11 protein-coding genes are annotated in these 14,281 nt (G+C 74.4%); 7 read left to right on the forward strand and 4 right to left on the reverse strand.

Annotated features, from left to right (window positions below; genetic code table 11):
* Both L3K22_RS06635 and L3K22_RS06640 read left to right on the forward strand, forming a co-directional pair.
* Window positions 1–1,706, forward strand: a 1,706-nt coding sequence (locus tag L3K22_RS06635; protein ID WP_263310681.1) for a S41 family peptidase, incomplete at its 5' end; no start/stop codon positions are given.
* Between the two features lie 233 nt (window positions 1,707–1,939).
* Window positions 1,940–2,938 (forward strand): universal stress protein, encoded by a 999-nt coding sequence (locus L3K22_RS06640; RefSeq protein WP_263310682.1) that lies wholly within the window; start codon window positions 1,940–1,942, stop codon window positions 2,936–2,938.
* A gap of 7 nt (window positions 2,939–2,945) precedes the next feature.
* Here L3K22_RS06640 and L3K22_RS06645 read toward each other — a convergent pair whose 3' ends face one another.
* Window positions 2,946–4,091, reverse strand: a complete 1,146-nt coding sequence (locus L3K22_RS06645; RefSeq protein ID WP_263310683.1) for a glycerol dehydrogenase — start codon at window positions 4,089–4,091, stop codon at window positions 2,946–2,948.
* A 289-nt stretch (window positions 4,092–4,380) separates the two neighbouring features.
* Between L3K22_RS06645 and L3K22_RS06650 the strand changes: the two genes are divergently transcribed.
* From L3K22_RS06650 to L3K22_RS06670, 5 genes are all read left to right on the forward strand, one after another.
* Window positions 4,381–5,415, forward strand: coding sequence for a universal stress protein (locus tag L3K22_RS06650; protein WP_263310684.1), 1,035 nt, complete (start codon window positions 4,381–4,383; stop codon window positions 5,413–5,415).
* 81 nt (window positions 5,416–5,496) lie between these two features.
* Window positions 5,497–6,186 carry a hypothetical protein gene (locus L3K22_RS06655; RefSeq protein WP_263310685.1) on the forward strand — a complete coding sequence of 230 codons (690 nt, stop codon included), beginning with the start codon at window positions 5,497–5,499 and terminating at the stop codon, window positions 6,184–6,186.
* A gap of 135 nt (window positions 6,187–6,321) precedes the next feature.
* The gene (locus L3K22_RS06660; RefSeq protein ID WP_263310686.1) at window positions 6,322–7,011 is read left to right on the forward strand and encodes a copper chaperone PCu(A)C; all 690 of its coding nucleotides are present in this window, start codon (window positions 6,322–6,324) and stop codon (window positions 7,009–7,011) included.
* Window positions 7,008–8,264: a Dyp-type peroxidase gene (locus tag L3K22_RS06665; protein WP_263310687.1), complete on the forward strand. Its 1,257-nt coding sequence runs from the start codon at window positions 7,008–7,010 to the stop codon at window positions 8,262–8,264. Before L3K22_RS06660 ends, L3K22_RS06665 begins: the two co-directional genes overlap by 4 nt.
* 309 nt (window positions 8,265–8,573) lie before the next feature.
* Entirely contained in the window at window positions 8,574–10,064 is a 1,491-nt protein-coding gene (locus L3K22_RS06670; RefSeq protein WP_263310688.1) for a gluconokinase, read from the forward strand.
* Between the two features lie 321 nt (window positions 10,065–10,385).
* On the opposite strand, the gene L3K22_RS06675 is transcribed toward L3K22_RS06670, so the two are convergent.
* The 3 genes from L3K22_RS06675 to L3K22_RS06685 all read right to left on the reverse strand — a co-directional run bounded on the left by L3K22_RS06675 (window position 10,386) and on the right by L3K22_RS06685 (window position 14,211).
* The gene (locus tag L3K22_RS06675) at window positions 10,386–11,657 is read right to left on the reverse strand and encodes a mannitol dehydrogenase family protein (protein ID WP_263310689.1); all 1,272 of its coding nucleotides are present in this window, start codon (window positions 11,655–11,657) and stop codon (window positions 10,386–10,388) included.
* A gap of 14 nt (window positions 11,658–11,671) precedes the next feature.
* Window positions 11,672–13,099, reverse strand: coding sequence for a glucuronate isomerase (uxaC, locus tag L3K22_RS06680; RefSeq protein WP_263310690.1), 1,428 nt, complete (start codon window positions 13,097–13,099; stop codon window positions 11,672–11,674).
* A 125-nt stretch (window positions 13,100–13,224) separates the two neighbouring features.
* Window positions 13,225–14,211: a LacI family DNA-binding transcriptional regulator gene (locus L3K22_RS06685; RefSeq protein WP_263310691.1), complete on the reverse strand. Its 987-nt coding sequence runs from the start codon at window positions 14,209–14,211 to the stop codon at window positions 13,225–13,227.
* Window positions 14,212–14,281 lie beyond the last annotated feature (70 nt).

The raw sequence follows: 14,281 nt of genomic DNA on the forward strand, positions 1-14,281 counted from the left end.
GATCGGGAGCCCCGTCGGGCGCGGCCGCCGGCACCTCGGCGAGCGCCGCCGCGACCGCCGCGGCCGAGGCCTCCTCCCACCCCGCGACCTCGCACTCCGCCGCCGGGGCGGAGGACGCGCACCGCGCGCCGGCCACCAGCATCGACCTCGAGCAGGTCGAGTCGCGCCTGGTGCCCTTCCCCGTCGTCTCCGGCTACTACTCGCATCTCACCGCCGTGACCGGCGGCTTCGTCTGGCTCCGCCACCCTCAGCAGGGGGTGCTGGGCTCGGCCCGCGCGGGTGTCGAGGGCGAGGCCCCCTCGCCGACCCTCGAGCACTGGTCGCTCGCGGACCGCAAGCTCACCGTCCTCGCCGAGGACGTCACCGACCTGACCGTCTCCGGCGACGGCGAGACCCTGGTGATCCGGCAGGGCGAGCACTGGGTGCAGGTCCCCGCGACCCGCAAGGCCGAGGACGAGGACCCCGCCCGGATCGTCATCGACACGGGGCGCCTGCGCCTGACCGTCGACCCGGTCAAGGAGCGGCGCGGCATGCTCTGGGACAACTACCGGATCATGGCCCAGCAGTACTGGCGCGCGGACATGGACGGCATGGACTGGCACGCGATGACCTCCTGGTACGACCCGGTCATCGAGCGCCTGGTCACCGAGGACGACTTCCAGGACATGATGTGGGAGGTCCAGGGCGAGCTCGGCACCTCGCACGCCTACGTGCAGGGCGGGGTGTACCAGGCCGATCCGCCGATGCTGCCGGCCCATCTCGGCGCGGACCTCGAACGCCTCGACGGGCGCTGGGTGATCACCCGGATCCTGCCGGGCGACTCCTCCGACCCGGACGCCCGCTCCCCGCTGCTCGCGCCGGGCGTCGACGCCCGCGTGGGCGATGCGGTGCTGCGCGTGGACGGCCGGGACGTCGGCCCCGAGGGGATCGAGGCGGCGCTCGTCGGCTCCGCCGGGAAGGCGACCGAGCTGGTCCTCGGGCGCGACGGCGCCGAGCACCGGGTGGCCGTCACGCCGCTCGGCGACGACTCGGAGCTGCGCTACCAGGCGTGGGTCGAGTCGCGCCGCGCCCTGGTCGCCGAGCTCTCCGGCGGCCGGCTCGGCTACCTGCACATCCCCGACATGGTCTCCTCCGGCTGGGCGCAGATGCACCGCGACCTGCGCGAGGCGACCACGAAGGAGGGCCTGGTCGTGGACGTGCGCTACAACAGCGGCGGCCACACCTCGCAGCTGGTCACCGACCGGATCGCGCGTCGGGTGCTGTCCTGGGACTACCCGCGCCACGAGCGGCCGGGCACCTACCCCGCCTTCGCGCCGCGCGGCGCGGTGGTGCTGGTGACGAACCAGGAGGCCGGCTCCGACGGTGACATCGTGAACGCCGTCTCCCGCGCCCTGGAGGTCGGGCCGATCATCGGCACGCGCACCTGGGGCGGTGTGATCGGGATCGACGGCCGCTACGACCTGGTCGACGGCACCGGCGTCACCCAGCCGAAGTACGCGAGCTGGTTCGAGGGCGAGGACTGGGCGATCGAGAACTACGGCGTCGAGCCCGACATCGAGGTGCCGCTGCCGCCGAACGCCTGGGTGGCCGGGGAGGATCCGCAGCTCGCCCGCGGCGTCACCGAGGCGCTCGCACTGCTGGAGGAGGCCCCGGCCGCGGTCGCGCCACCCCTGCCCGCCCCGCGCTTCGGGATGCCGAAGGGCTGATCCGTCTCCCGTCGCCCGGCCGCTCTCGCTGTCGGACGGGCGACGGGAAGCCCGCGCCGCCCGCGACCACGACGCGAGGCGCGGGTCGGGAGGTGCGTCCAGGTGCAGGGCCCGGGACCTCGGCCCTGGCCGCGCATGCCGGACGGCCGTACCCTCGGAGGTACCGACGGCGGGCGCGACCGATGGGGGCATCCCGTCGACGGTCGCACCGCGCCCCCGGAACGGAGACCCCGATGCGCGCCGACGACGACAGCTCCACTCCCCCGCTCTTCGATCCCGAATCCCGACCGGTCGGGGTGCTCGTCGGCTACGACGGCTCCGACCAGGCGATCCAGGCCCTCCACTACGCCGCGACGATGGCGCTGGGGATCGGCTGCCGCCTCACGGTGGTCTCCGCGTTCACGGTGCCCGTGATGGTCTACCCGAACCTGGCCTCGCTGCCGCCGGTGCGCGAGGACGAGGCCCGTGCGGCCGCGTCCCGACAGGTCGCCGCGGGCGCCCTCCCGCACCTGGAGGGCTATCCGGGCGAGGTCGAGCTCGAGTCCGTCCAGGGCGATGCGGCCGGCGTGCTCGTCGAGCTCTCCGCGCTCGCCCGCCTCGCCGTCGTCGGCTCCCGCGGCCGGGGCGGCTTCCTGGGGCGCCTGCTGGGCTCCGTCTCCGAGGCGCTGCCCGCCCACGCGCACTGCCCGACGGTCGTGGTCCCCTCGAACTACGAGGTGCCCGAGACCACCGGACGCGAGCGCTTCACCGAGGTGCCGGGCACGGAGCCCGTGGTGGTGGGGCTGGACGGCAGCGAGGACAGCACGCTGACCACCCTCGCGCAGCGGGCGGCCGCGGCTGCCGGGGCGCCGCTGCACCTGCTGCAGGCGATCCCGCCGCTGGACACCTGGTCCGCCTCCGCGCTCGCCACGGTGCCCGACCAGCAGTTCCTGGACCGGCAGCTCGAGGAGCTCCTCGCCCTCCTCGAGGGCGAGGCCCGGGCGCTGCGCGACCGGAACCCCGAGGTGGCGGTCACCGCCTCGGTGGAGGTCGGCGATCCCGTCGCGCTGCTCGTGGAGCGCTCGCGCGACGCGCGGCTGACGGTGGTGGGGACCCGTGGACGGGGCCGCACGATGAGCGCCCTGCTCGGCTCGGTCTCCCGCGGCCTCCTGGAGCGGGCGCAGGGCCCGGTGATGGTGGTGCCGGACCTGGACATCTCGCGGATCGGCCACGACCGGCGCCGCCCCCGCTGAGCCGGGGTCAGTGGCCTCCGCCGGTGTAGAGCTCGGGCTCGGGAAGGCCATGCTCCCGGCGCACGCGGCGCGAGAGCCCCTCGATCGCGGTGAGCGCGGCCAGGACGTCGTCGGCCGTCACCGGGAAGGGCATCGAGTGGATCGTCTCGCCCTCCACCGTCGCGGCCTCGGCGACCGCGCGGAGCTCCTTCCGGTCCTCGGGGGTCAGCCCGATCTCGGTGAGGGTGTTCGGCAGGCCCACCTTCGTCGTGAACACGATGAAGTCCTCGATCTCCTGGGCGGGGGCACCCTCGAGGACGAGCTGGGCGAGGGAGCCGATGTTGACCTTCTGGCCATGGGTGAGCCCGTGCGTCTGCGGGGCGGCGGTCAGCCCGTTGTGGATGGCGTGCGCGGCGGCGAGGCCCCCGGACTCGAAGCCCAGCCCGGACAGCAGCGTGTTCGCCTCGACCACGGCCTCCAGGGCGGGAGTGACCACGCGCGCGGCGACCGCATCGAGCGCCGGCAGCGCGTTCTCCCACAGGATGTCCCAGCTCAGCTCCGCCAGCGCGGTGCCGGCGAGGGTGGGGCGGCCGCCGGCCATCGCCGTGCCGGTGCCGCGGCGGGTGGCGCGCGCCTCGAGCCAGGTGGCCAGCGCGTCGCCGATCCCGGCGGCGAGGAAGCGCACCGGCGCCTCGGCCACGACCTGGGTGTCGATGAGGACGAGGTCCGGGTTGCGGGGGAAGAAGCGGTACTCGTGGAACTCGCCCTCGGCCGTGTAGATCACCGCGAGCGCGGAGGTCGGCGCATCGGAGGAGGCCGCCGTGGGCACGCTCGCCCAGCGGATCCCGGCGAGGTGCCCGGCCGCCTTCGCGGCGTCGATGCTCGATCCGCCGCCGAAGCCCACGATGACGTCATGGCTTCCGGCGGCGATCGCGGCGACCAGCGCGTCGACAGCATCCGTCGTCGCGAAGCGCTCGAAGCCGACGCGCTCGAGGGGCAGACCCGCCGCGGCGAAGGAGGCGCCGACCTGCTCGGAGAAGAGCCCCCAGACGATGTCGTCGGCGACGAGCAGCGGGCTGCTCCCGAGGGCGGCGAGATGGGTGCCCAGCGCGTCGAGCGCCCCCTTCCCCTGGACATAGCGGCTCGGGCTGGCGAGGACGGTGAGCTCGGACATGGCGTAGCGCTCCTTCGGACCGGCGGACGGGCTCGCGACCACGAGCCCGCCCTCCATTGTCGTCCCGTCCCGGGTGCGCGGCAACGAGGGTTCTGATCGGTCGAGAAGTCCGGCCGTCCCACTCAGCCGACGGCGGACCCGACGACGCCCGACCGCGGCGCTCACCCCCGCCGCGGGACCTCGGCCCCGCACGGGCCGGTCCGGCCGTGACTACGATCGACGGACCGGCGGAGGAGACCCACGGGGGCGGCTCCGTCGGCCCAGGGAGCCCCCGACCCAGGAGGTCGAGATGCCCGACGACGACGTCACCGCCCAGCCCGCCCGGACCAGCCCCGCCGACACCTCCGCACCGACCGGCCGCGCCCCGGCACCCAGTGTCTCCCACGCTCCCGGCACCTCGCCGGACGGGGAGCGGCCGCTCGGAGTGCTGATCGGCTACGACGGCTCCGGACAGGCCGTCCAGGCGCTGCACTACGCCGCCCGCGCCGCGCTGCGCCAGAACCTGCCGCTCACCGTGGTCACCGCCTACACCGTGCCGACCATGGCCTACGCCGAGGCGGCCCTCACCCCGGTCGTCCCGGCCGAGGTCGCGCGGCTGAACGCCGCCCGCGAGCTGCTCGACGAGGCGCGGGAGCACCTGCGCGACTACAGCGGAGCCGTCGACCTGCGCGCCGAGTGGGGCGATGCCGCGGGCGTGCTCGTGAAGCTGTCGGCCCAGGCCGCTGTGGCCGTCGTCGGCGCGCGCGGACGCGGCGGCTTCATGGGCCGGCTGCTCGGCTCGGTCTCCGCCGCGCTCCCCGCCCATGCGCACTGCCCCACGGTCGTGGTGCATCGCGGCTACGAGCTCGGCGAGGGCGCGCACCGCTTCGAGCCCCTCGAGGAGGACGCCCCCGTGACCGTCGGCACCGACGGCTCCGCCCGGGCTCGGGCGGCGCTGGACGCGGCCGCGCAGGAGGCGCTCGCCCGCGGCACCTCGCTGCGCGTGCTCATGGTGCTCCCGTCCCTGGAGGACTGGGGCGGCTCCTATGCGTCCTGGCGCCCGGACCCCGACATGGTCCGGACCCATCGCTCACGGGCCGCGGCCCGGCTCGAACGAGGCCTGGAGCAGCGTCGCCGGAAGCAGCCCGAGCTCAGGATCACCAGCGAGGTCCTGTTCGGCGACCCCGTACGACTGCTGATCGCGGAGTCTACCGATGCGCAGCTCACCGTCGTCGGCACCCGCGGGCACGGGCGCGTGACCAGCACTCTGCTCGGCTCGGTCTCCCGTGGCCTGCTCCAGCACGCCGAGGGACCGGTGATGGTGGTGCCGTCCCACGCCACGTAGCATCCCCGCAACGCCGGCCCGTCGCACCGACGAGGGGCATCTCGCGCCGCGCCGCGCGGCCCGACGGGGCAGAATGGCGACATGTCCGCCTCCCGCTCGCCGCTGCGCCTCGTGCGCGGAGGCACCGCCGCCTCGATCGCGACCGCCGTCGCGCTCGGCGGCCACCTCGCGGGCGGCGGGCCGATGCCGGCCTGCCTCGGGATCCTCGTGCCCTGGTGGCTCGCGGTCGCCGTGTGCACGCTGCTGGCGGGCACGCGCTTCTCCCTGGCCCGCATGGGCGTCGCGGTGCTGGCCAGCCAGGCGCTGTTCCACGGACTGTTCAGCGCGGGCACGCCCGGTGACCCGGGGCGGGCCCTCGTGGACCCGCCGGGCTCCCATCTGGGCCACGGCGCGGGCCACGCAGGGCACGGCGCCGGCGGCGTCGCCGGGCACGGCGCTCACGGCGACGGCGGCGAGGGGGTCGCGTGGGTCGCCGACCATGCCCTGCACGGCAGCCACTCGGACCTGCGGATGCTCCTGCTGCACGTGCTCGCCGCGATGGTGACCGCGGTGCTGCTGCAGCACGGCGAGTCGGTGCTGATGCGCTGCGCGCGCCTGGCGCTGAGCGTCCTCGCGGTGCTCGCGCATCCGCCGCTGCTGCTGCTGCTCACGCTGCTGGTGCCCGAGCGGCCGGCCCGGCCCCTGCCCGCGGCGCCCCATCTCCTGCACGCCCAGCGTGCCGTCCTCGCCCCGCAGCTGCGCCGGGGCCCTCCGGTGGTCCTCGCGGCCTGAGCAGGGACGACGCGCCCGCTCAGACCGTCCCCGATCGACCATCACCCGTCCGGCATCCCTGCCGCACGGGTCCGCGCCGACCGCTGCCCGCACGCCCCTGCGCCGCGGACCGTCGGCCCTTCGAGAGGACCTTCGATGTCTCAGCATTCCACGACCCAGCGTTCCTTCCTGCCCTCTGCCACCCGCCCCACCCGCCGGGCCGCCCTCGCCGCAGCCCTGCTCCTGCCCCTCGCCGCCTGCGGCTCCGACCCCTCCGACGGCTCCGAGACGGGTGGCGCTGCCTCGGACGGCGGCGGCACGAGCGCCGAGGGGCTCATCCTCGTCGACCCGTGGGTGAAGGCCGCCGAGGAGGGCATGACCTCCGCCTTCGGCACCCTCACCAATGCGACCGGCCGCGATCTGCAGCTGATCGCGGCGAGCACCCCGACGGCCGGGATGGTCGAGCTGCACGAGACCACGGGGGACGGCTCCGGCGGCATGAGCATGCAGGAGAAGGAGGGCGGCTTCCCCGTCCCCGACGGCGGCGAGCTCGTGCTCGAGCCCGGCGGGGACCACCTCATGCTCATGGACCTCGCCGCCCCGCTGCGGCCCGGCGACGAGGTGGAGCTGACGCTGCAGTGCGAGGACGGCACCGAGCTGGTCGTCACCGCCACGGTGAAGGACTTCGCCCGCGCGCAGGAGCACTACGAGCCCGAGGGCTCGGCCGGCTCCGGTGCCTCCGACGACGGCGGCGAGCACGACGGGCACGACGCGGACGCCGGCGCCGACGACAGCCACGGCACCGACGAGCACGGTGAGGACACCGAAGAGGACGGCGCCGAGTGACCGCCCCCGACCACCGCGCCCCCGCCCGCCCCGGCAGGCGCCACCTGCTGCGGGCCGGCACCCTCGGCGCCGGAGCGCTCGGCATCGGCGCCGCGGGGGTCGGGCTCGGCCGCACCCTCGACGACCCCGCCGCCCCTGCCGACTCCGCGGAGGAGGCTTCGACCCATCAGGCGCCCTACGGCGCCCCGACCGTCCCCTTCCACGGCGGGCACCAGGCCGGGATCGAGACGCCCGCCCCGGCGTCTGCCATGCTCCTGGCTCTCGACCTGCGTGAGGACGTGGACCGGGACGGGGTGCTGCGGATGCTGCGCCTGCTCACCGACGACGCCGCCCGCCTCACCCGGGGCGAGCCCGCGCTCGCGGACACCGAGCCGGAGCTCGCGACCGAGCCCGCCTCCCTCACCGTCACCGGCGGCTTCGGCCCGGGGCTGATGTCCCGGGCCGAGCGCCCGGCGCCGGACTGGCTCGCGCCCCTGCCCGCCTTCGGCATCGACGAGCTCGAGGAGCAGTGGTCGGGCGGGGACCTGCTGCTGCAGGTCGCGGCCGACGATCCGCTGACGGTCTCCCACGCCGCACGGATGCTGCTGAAGGACGCCCGCGCCTTCACGACCCTTCGGTGGGGGCAGACGGGATTCCGCCGCTCCCCCGGCGTCGTGAGGCTCGGCAGCACCCTGCGGAACCTCTTCGGCCAGCTCGACGGCACCGCGAACCCCGCCCCCGGCAGCGAGCACTTCGCGAAGGTGGTCTGGATCGAGGACGGCCCCTTCGCGGGCGGCACCTCGATGGTGGTGCGTCGGATCCGCATGGACCTCGACGGCTGGGACGAGGCCGACCGCGGCGCGCGGGACGCCGCGACCGGCACCCGACAGGACGACGGCGCGCCGCTGTCGGGCGGGGACGAGAGCACCCCGCCGGACTTCGAGAAGGTCTCCGCGAACGGCTTCCCGGTGATCGGGGAGTTCTCGCACATGCGCCGGGCCCGCGGGATCGACGACGGCGAGCACCAGGAGATCTACCGCCGGCCGTACAACTACGAGCACGCGCCGGCGCCCGGCTCGGGGCTGCTGTCCGAGGCGGGGCAGGTGTTCGTGTCCTTCCAGGCCGATCCGCTCGCGCAGTTCCTGCCGATCCAGCGCCGCCTGGACGAGCTGGACCTGCTGAACCAGTGGACGACACCGATCGGCTCGGCCGTGTTCGCGATCCCGCCGGGCTGCGCCGAGGGCGAGTTCCTGGGGCAGTCCGTGCTGGAGTAGCCGAGCCGCCGCCGGCCCGTCCGGCCGCGACCGAGCGCCGTCTGCACAGACGGGACTCCAGCGGCACGGTGCGGAGCTGAGCTCCTCACCGTGCCGCTGGAGTCCCCTTTCTGCCGGGCCCTGCGCGACGAACCGACGAGGAGGGCGGGGAGTGCGGGAGATCGACAGCCGGCAGGTGGCAACCCGTGGCGAGTCCGTCGGCCTTGTGCGAGGGCCTCGTATGCTGGCCGGAACCCCCTGCGCCCCGGCACGACCGCCCGGACCGTCGTGCTCGCACGCGCAGGCCCCGACGACCGCAGGAGATCATCCATGCCCCGCTTCAACATCCCGGCCGAGGACGCCCAGGGACCCCTGGTCGTCGGGATCGACATCGGCTCCGGGGGCACCCGCGCCGCCGTGTACGACGTCTCGGGCCGCGAGGTCGGCAAGCTCCAGCACAAGGAGATCCATGCCTTCACGGTCGACGACGACGGCACCAGCACGATCGACGCCGACCAGATCGTCGCGGAGATCCGCACCGCGCTCTCCGCCGTGCTCGGCCACGGCGAGCTGCCCGGCGACGTGCGCGCGATCGGCTTCGACACCTTCGCCTCCTCGCTGATCGCGGTCGACACGGCCGGCAACGCGCTGACCCCGTGCATCACCTACGCAGACACCCGCTGCCACGCCCAGGTGGGCGAGCTCGCCTCCCGGATCGACGTCGAGGACCTGCACGAGCGCACCGGCGCCCGCCTCCACTCCTCCTACACCGCGCCACGGCTGCTGTGGCTGCGCAAGGAGCACCCCGAGGTCTTCGCCCGCACGGAGCGGTTCATGGCGCTCGGCGAGTACGTGGCCTTCAAGCTGCTGGGCACGCCCGCGCTCGGCACCGCCTCCGCAGCCTGGTCCGGCATGATCGACAGGCGCACCGGGCAGTACGTGCCCGAGCTGCTCGACGCCGTGGGCGTGGACGAGGCCGCGATGGGCCCCGCGATCGACCCCGACGACGCGCTGCACGTCGCCGGCACCCCGCTGGCCGCCGAGTTCCCGCAGCTGGCAGAGGCCGTGTGGCTGCCCGTGATCGGCGACGGCCTCGCCGCGAACCTCGGCATCGGCGCGCTCGGGACCGGCACCTGGGGCATCTCCACCGCCACCTCCGGCGCGATCCGTCAGCTGCTGGACACCGACATCCCCGCCCTCCCCTCCGGGCTGTGGGCATACCGCGTGGACCAGCGCCGCACGCTCGTCGGCTCCGCCATGAGCGACTGCGGGCGCGTGCTGGACTGGTGCCGCAACGAGCTCGCGATGCCCTTCGACATCGACGCGACCGACACCGCGACCCTGTTCTCCGGCCCGCCCTCCCAGGGCACTCCGCTGGTGGTCCCCTTCTTCTCCGGCGAGCGCGGCACCAAGTGGCGCGGCAGCTCCCGGGCGATGTTCACGAACGTGGGTGCCTCCACGACCTGGAAGGACATGCTGCTCGGCGCGATGGAGGGCGTGGCTGTGTCGTTCCTGCGCATCGCCGACCAGATGCGCGAGGCCGGCGGCGAGCCCGAGCGGATCGTGCTCTCCGGCGGCATGACCGGGGCGATCCCCGGCTGGCTGCACCTGCTCTCCGACGCGCTCGCCATGCCGATCGACCACGTCGCCGTCTCCCGCTCGACCATGCGCGGCGCGGCCGTGATGGCCCTCGAGCAGGCCGCGCCCGAGATCCCCGTCGCCGAGGCGCCGGTGCTCGCCCGGGTCGAGCCGGTGCTCGCCCACCAGGACTACTACCGCGAGCGCCTCGAGCGCTTCGAGAAGCTCGCCGACCTGGCCTGAGGGGGCGGCTCGCTCGCACGAGCACCGCATGCGCTGCCCGCGGTGCATGGTCTGCAGATGGCGCATGGCGTTCCACTATGCCTATATAGGCGTAGTGGGACGCCCTGCGCCGCCACCGAACCACCGCCCGGCGCGGCGTCGATCAGATCATGGTCCTGGTGGGTGAGCCGCGGCGCCGGTGAGGGCCCGGCCGCGGCGGGGCCTCGTGCACCGCGGGCCAGGAGCACTGAGTCTCAGGTGCACCGCACGGCAGCACGACGCCCCGCGGAACAGATCCGCGAGGCGTCGTGTCGAGTCCGGCCGGAGCCTGGGCACCGGGCCTCAGGGGCGGGGCAGGCGCTGCTCCTCGACGACGACGGCCGCGACCAGCGGGTCGCCGGCGGGCACGTCGAGCAGGGCGAGCAGGGCGGTGACCCGCTCGGTCGCGTCCTCGATGCCGGCCGCCGAGGCGATCTCGGAGCTCTTCGGGTCCTGCACCTCGTGGCCGCCGTGCACGCGATCGGTGACCCAGGCGGTCCAGGCGGCGACGGCCGCGACCTCGCCGGGGGCCTCGTCCGGGCCGCCGAGCTCGGCGATCACGGGCAGGGCGCGCACGGGCAGCTTCGCGGTGCCGTCGGCGGCGATGCGGATCAGGTTGTCCGCGAGACGCGGGTTGCGGAAGCGCTCCTCGAGGGCGGCGGTGTAGGCGTCGAGCTCGTCGGCCGGCAGCGGCAGCGTCTCCCGAGCCTCGCTCCACAGCTGTTCGACCAGGGCGCGCACCTCGCGGTGGCCGATCGCCTCATCCACGCGCTCCACGCCCGCGACCTGGCCGGCGTAGGCCATGAGAGTGTGGGCGCCGTTGAGCAGGCGCAGCTTGCGGCGCTCGTGCACCTCGATGTCGTCGGTGAACTGCACCCCGGCCTTCTCCCACTCGGGGCGACGACCGCGGAACCGGTCCTCGATGACCCACTCGGTGAACGGCTCGGTGACCACCGGGACGGCGTCGGCGAAGCCGGTCTGCTCGCGCACGGTGTCCGCGGTGCCGTCGTCGGCCGAGGGGGTGATCCGGTCGACCATGGAGGAGATGACGTCGACGTGGTCCTCGAACCAGGCGGCGGTCTCCTCGTCGAGCTCGGCGCGGACGGCCTCGCCCAGCACCTCGCCGTTGCCAGTGAGGTTGTCGCAGGAGACCAGCGCGATCGGCTCGTCGACGCCGGCCTCGCGGCGGGCCTTCAGCCCCAGCGCGATGCGGGCGGGGGCGGAGGTCGCCGGATCCGACCCGGCGGCGTAGCCCTTCTCGGTGATGGTCAGGGTGACCACGGCGGTGAAGGGATCGGCGAGCAGCTGGACCAGGGCGTCGACGTCGGCGGCGGGGTGGACCTCGTCGATCACGTCCAGCACGCTGACCTCGTCGGCCTCCGGGCCGCGCACGATCAGGCCGTACTTCCCGCCCTGGGCGTTCAGCGCGTCGGCCATCGCGGCGGAGCGGCCGGTGAAGGCGACCACGGACCAGCCGCCGGCCACGGCGGTGGCGGGCAGGGTATGGGCGCGGGCGAAGTTGCCGATCCCGAGGTGGACCAGGCGGCCGACGTCGGAGGGGGCGGGGGCGTTCATCGGAGCGGTTCCTCTCACGCGGACTCGCCGAGGCGGAAGACCTCGCGAGGCTGCTGGGTGGGCAGGGTGGCGACGAGCGCCTCGGCGTCCTCGAGACGCATCCGGTGCTCGGCGACCAGTCCGGCCAGGTGGCTCGCGTCGATGCGGCGCGACATGTCGTGGCGCGCCGGGATCGAGCAGAAGGCGCGGGTGTCGTCGATGAATCCGCTGGTGCGCGTATAGCCGAGCGTCTCGGAGACGGCGCGGCGGAAGCGCAGGATCGCATCGGGCGAATCGATGAACCACCACGGCGCCCCTGCGTACACCGAGGGGTACACGCCGGCCAGCGGCGCGATCTCGCGGGAGAACACGGTCTCGTCGATCGTGAACAGCACGGTGCGGAAGCCCTCCGCGTGGCCCACGTCGTTGAGCATGGGGCGCAGGTGGTGGACGTAGTCGACGGCGACGGGGATGTCGAAGCCGACGTCCGCCCCGAACTTCTCGAACATCGCGTCGGAGTGGTTGCGGGAGACGGCCGGGTGCAGGGTCATCACGAGCCCGTCCTCGGCGGCCAGACGGGCCTGGTCGGCGAGCAGGTGGCGGCGCAGCGCCACGGCCTCGTCGGCCCCGATCGTGCCCTCGAGCGCGGCGGTGTAGAGGCGGCGGGCGTCCTCGATCGCGAGCCGCTCGGTGCCGGGATCGATGTGGGCGTGGTCGGAGGAGACCGCACCGTGGTCACGGAAGTAGAGGCGGCGGGTGCGCATCGCCTCGAGGTGGCCGTCGTAGGTGCCGGTGTCGACGCCGGCGGACTCGCCGAGGGCGGCGACCAGCTCGGGGAAGTCGGCGCGGGCGGGCTCGAGGTACTTGTCGGGCCGGAAGGTGGGGATCACGCGGCCGGTGAAGGAGGCGTCGGCGGCGAGGGCGTCGTGCGGGGCGAGGTCGTCGACCGGGTCGTCGGTGGTCGCCATGACCTCGATCCTGAACTGGTCGAACAGGGCGCGGGGACGGAATTCGCGGCGGGTGAGCTTGTCCGCGATCTCGTCGTACATCGCGGCGGCCGTGCGCGGGTTCAGCACGGTCTCCAGGCCGAAGACCTCGGAGAACTCGTGCTCCATCCAGTAGCGCGAGGGCGTGCCGGCGTAGGCGTGCCAGTGCTCGGCCAGCAGGTGCCAGGCCCTGCGGGAGGCCTTCTCGTCCAGCGGGCCCTGGGCCACGCCGAGGTCGGCGAGGTCCACGCCGCGGGCGTGCATCAGCCGGTTGACGTAGTGGTCAGGGGTGATGAACAGCGAGGTCGGGTCGCGGAACGGCTCGTCGTCGAGCAGGAGGCGCGGATCGACGTGCCCGTGGGGCGAGACGATCGGCTGGTCCTTCTCCAGCTCGTAGAGGCTGCGCGCGATCTCGCGGACGGCCGGGTCCGCGGGCAGGAGGCGGTCGGGGTGCGGGACGAAGGCGTCGTTGCTCATGCGGCCATCCTCGCAACCTTTCGCGAGAGCGTCGGACGGTTGTCACGGGTTGCCGGGGAAAGCGCCCTCCATCAGACTGATCGGCGCCCCAGCAAGCGGCCGGGGACTGCGTCGGGCGCGCCGCCTCAGGGGGTCTCGCGCGGTCCGGTGCTGCCGCGGGGCACGAGCCGCACGGGCAGCGAGCCCTCGACCGGGGTGCGGTGGGCGGAAGGGTTCTCGATGCGGCGGATGAGGCGCTCGACGGCGGCACGGCCCTGGGCGCGCTTGGGGCTGACGATGGTGGTGAGCCCGCCGCCGACGAGCCGGGAGAGCTGGATGTCATCGTGCCCCATCACCGACAGCTCCTCGGGCACGCGGATGCCGGCGCGCAGGGCGGAGACCAGGAAGCCGAAGGCGACCAGGTCGTTGTAGCAGATCACCGCATGGGGCAGGGAGTCGCGCATCTCCTCGAAGGCCTGCTCGCCGCCCGCGATGGTGGGGGCGAAGGGGCCGTGGCGCTGGATCTGCAGCCCGTGCCGGCGGGCGGCGACGCGGACGGCGCGCCAGCGCTCCCCGTCGGACCACGAGTTCACGGGCCCGGCGACGTAGGTGACGGTGCGCAGGCCGTTCTCGGCCAGGTGGGCGATCGCCTGGCCCATGCCGTGCTCGAACTCGGGGGTGACGGAATCCAGGCCTGCCACGCGCCGGTTCATCACGACGACGGGGATGCGCTTCGACAGGTGGTTGAGCATCGCGTCGGACTGCCGGGTGCCCGAGAGCACGATCCCGTCCACGACGTCGACGGCGCTCTCGAGGCTCGCGCGCTCGCGCGCCTCGTCCTCGACGGCGTCCAGCAGGAGCAGCAGGAAGTCCTGCTCCTGGGCGGCCTCCTGCATGCCGGAGACGAGCTCGGCGAAGTAGGGGTTGGTGAGGTCCGGGACCTCGATGCCGAGGCGCTGGTGGCGGTGGGCGCGCTCCTGCGAGGGCGGGGCGGAGGTGCGGTAGTCCAGGACCTTCGCGGCCGCCATGACCTTGGCATGGGTCGCGGCGCTGACCCGGCCGGGGCGGGAGAAGGCGCGCGAGACGGTGGAGGGGGCGACACCTGCCTCCTTGGCGACGTCGTAGATCGTCACGCGCGCGTCCGTCACTCGGCCGGCTCCGTCCCGCGCCCACCGGGCGCTGTCCTCGGGGGCGCCGCGCGCC

Origin of the sequence: Brachybacterium atlanticum, from assembly GCF_025669985.1 — a bacterium.
Lineage (GTDB): Bacteria > Actinomycetota > Actinomycetes > Actinomycetales > Dermabacteraceae > Brachybacterium > Brachybacterium conglomeratum.